This window comes from Neisseria sp. HMSC70E02 (genome assembly GCF_001838645.1).
Classification (GTDB): domain Bacteria; phylum Pseudomonadota; class Gammaproteobacteria; order Burkholderiales; family Neisseriaceae; genus Neisseria; species Neisseria macacae.
Genome location: NZ_KV838074.1, coordinates 88,849 through 91,328 on the forward strand (window position 1 = coordinate 88,849; position 2,480 = coordinate 91,328).

Sequence of the window (2,480 nt, forward strand, 5' to 3'; positions counted from 1 at the left end):
CTGAATCAGTTATCTTTGTCCGTGTATTCACCTCGTGAGCAAAGCCCACGCTACGGGAGACCGCAAAAAAGCCCTTCCTGTCGTCGGCAATCCGGATTTATTCTGTCTGAATCTTTTTTCTAAAAATCTTAGTGATTAACCATCCCAGTAAAAACCACCAAATTGCATTCAGAAAGATAAATACCCAATTGGCTAACGGACCATTTACATAATTGGAAACGAATAAGGACAAAATGGAAAAGGGAAAGGCTGAGACGAAGAGAAGAAAACCTCCCCAGCTCCCCTCTGTACTATCACCCAAAATAACCATTGATGCGATTAGATAGATTAATGCCAGCCAGATACCTAATTTATTTTTAAAGAAAGGCATATATCATTTCCTCTTGTTTTCTATAATTATAAAGCATAAATCAATCAAAACGTTCACCAAATCGGGCGCTGCGTTCCATATGGGCGGACGCTTCCGCGGCATCTCCGGTAAAGGGCTGCAATCGGTTTATGTTCAGGAAAGGCGATATCTGTCCGACGGCAGGCTGCGCATTACCCGCAAACCCCTGATTAACGGCAAATGAAAACCTCCGGCACCACTAATCGACAAGCTCGGAAGAAACCCAGTCCGTAGCGTGGGCTTTGTCCGCGAACCTGCTGTCCGACAATCCGAATCGGGCGGTTGTCTTTATCTTCATTTCGTGGCAAAGCCCACGCTACGGGTCGTCTGAAAACCTGTTTTCAATTTTCAGACGACCTTCTTGCAACGTCCACCTTGCCTGTGCTCAAACCGTCCTAACGCTCGATGCCGCCGCACAACCGTTCGACGATTTCCGCCGCGCTGCCGGGGCGGCACAGTCCTGCGTTTTGTCCTGCCCAAAATGGAGAAAAGTCGTAGCAGCCTTGTTTTTCGGCGGTGGCTTTCAATGCGCCGACGGCTGCGCCTGCCAAGGGGAACGGGAGCGCTGCGTCATTCATCGGACCGGCTTCACGTATGAAGCGGTTGTAAAGCCCGCGTGCCGCGCCGCCGCTGAACAAGTTGGTCACCACGGTATCTTCAGGACGAGCAGTTTGGATGGCGGCGCGGTGGGCGGGTTTGGTCAGGGCTTCGTCTGCGAGCAGGAAGGCAGTTCCGACCTGCACTGCAGACGCGCCCAATTCCAAAGCGGCGCGGACGGCGGCGGCATCGGAAACGCCGCCTGCGGCTATGACGGGCAGGCGCACGGCCTTGCGGACGGCGGGCAACAGGGCGAACAAGCCGCTTTGGCTGTCGGGATTGCGGTTTAAAAACCATCCCCGATGACCGCCCGCCTCCCACGCTTGGGCAATCACGACATCCGCGCCGTTTTGTTCCAGCCAAACGGCTTCTTCGACCGTCGTCGCGCTGCTCCACACTTCCGCACCCGTCGCTTTGACGCGCTGCAAGTATTCGGGCGCGGGCAAGCCGAAGTGGAAGCTGACCACAGGCGGACGGTAACGTTCCACACATGCCAACGCATCGGCATCAAACGGCTGCCGTCCGCCGCCGCTGGGAATGTCGTTTTCCGTCAGCCCGTAAGCTTCGAAATACGGACGCAACACGGCAAACCAGGCATCGTATTGCGCGCGTTCGGCAGACGGCGTGCGGTGGGCGAAAAAGTTGAGGTTGTACGGACGGTCGCCGCCTTCCTGCTTCATCCGTGCCAACGCTTTTTCCAAACCCGCAGCGTCATACATCGCCCCCGCCAACGAACCCAAAGCGCCGGTTTTGCCGACAGCCAAAGGCAGCTCTGTGTCATGTGCAAACGCCATCGGTGCTTGAATCAGCGGATAGCGCAGTGAGGATAAAATGCGGCTCATGTCTGTTTCTCCTTGTAATCTGTTTGGTCAGCCGGCTTGAAATTTCTTCAGTTTAAATACGCGGACTGACCATGTGGAACATGGCTGAATTTTGCCACAAAAAATAGTCGGACATGACTGCAAGGTCGTCTGAAAACAAATCTTAGCGTTTTGTGTCAAGCGAGTGTTTGCGAAACCGAGCATATTGGAAAACCACCCCCTCCCATGCAATCCGATATAGAAAAAGGTCGTCTGAAAACCCTGTTTCGGGTTTTCAGACGACCTCTGCTTTGCCTTCAAACAGGCTTTAGGTCAGGATTACCATTGGTAGCCGACACCTGCGGTCGCGCCGTAGTGGCCGCGCGAGTTGCCGGTAGCGGTACCTTTGATGATCCAGTTGCCGCCGTCGGAGATGCTGGAGAAGCCGACTGCGTAGCCGCTTTCACCGCGGTAAACGCCGCCTGCAACCGCCATCATGCTCTTACCGGGCAGGTAGGCTTGCGGCAGACCTGCCACCGCCATGGCTGCTGCGGTACCGGCTTTGGAGTCGCTTTCCACATTGTCGATACGTTGGTTGATTTGGTTGCCCATGTTCACCACGTAATTGCCGATGTTGGTCACGTTTTGGTTAATCGCCTGATTGGTGTAATACAACTGGCTGCCGTTGATCGCAT

At 54.2% G+C, this 2,480-nt stretch carries 4 protein-coding genes; 1 reads left to right on the forward strand and 3 read right to left on the reverse strand.

Annotated features, from left to right (window positions below; translation table 11 throughout):
• Nucleotides 1-97: 97 nt before the first annotated feature.
• Nucleotides 98-370, reverse strand: coding sequence for a succinate dehydrogenase (locus tag HMPREF3277_RS03085; RefSeq protein ID WP_070870011.1), 273 nt, complete (start codon nucleotides 368-370; stop codon nucleotides 98-100).
• Nucleotides 371-449: 79 nt separating this feature from the next.
• On the opposite strand from HMPREF3277_RS03085, the gene HMPREF3277_RS15710 reads away from it, so the two are divergent.
• Complete coding sequence (locus tag HMPREF3277_RS15710) at nucleotides 450-572, forward strand: hypothetical protein (RefSeq protein WP_283127068.1); 123 nt, start codon at nucleotides 450-452, stop codon at nucleotides 570-572.
• 211 nt (nucleotides 573-783) lie between these two features.
• Here HMPREF3277_RS15710 and HMPREF3277_RS03090 read toward each other — a convergent pair whose 3' ends face one another.
• Nucleotides 784-1,827 carry an NAD(P)H-dependent flavin oxidoreductase gene (locus tag HMPREF3277_RS03090; RefSeq protein ID WP_070870012.1) on the reverse strand — a complete coding sequence of 348 codons (1,044 nt, stop codon included), beginning with the start codon at nucleotides 1,825-1,827 and terminating at the stop codon, nucleotides 784-786.
• 297 nt (nucleotides 1,828-2,124) lie between these two features.
• The coding region (locus HMPREF3277_RS03095) for a YadA-like family protein (RefSeq protein ID WP_141765174.1) at nucleotides 2,125-2,480 on the reverse strand (356 nt) is incomplete at its 5' end.

Coding starts and splice junctions, on each gene's coding strand:
- HMPREF3277_RS15710 (WP_283127068.1), top strand. CDS start 450: ATGGGCGGACGCTTCCGCGGCATCTCCGGTAAAGGGCTGCAATCGGTT.
- HMPREF3277_RS03090 (WP_070870012.1), bottom strand. CDS start 1,827: ATGAGCCGCATTTTATCCTCACTGCGCTATCCGCTGATTCAAGCACCG.
- HMPREF3277_RS03085 (WP_070870011.1), bottom strand. CDS start 370: ATGCCTTTCTTTAAAAATAAATTAGGTATCTGGCTGGCATTAATCTAT.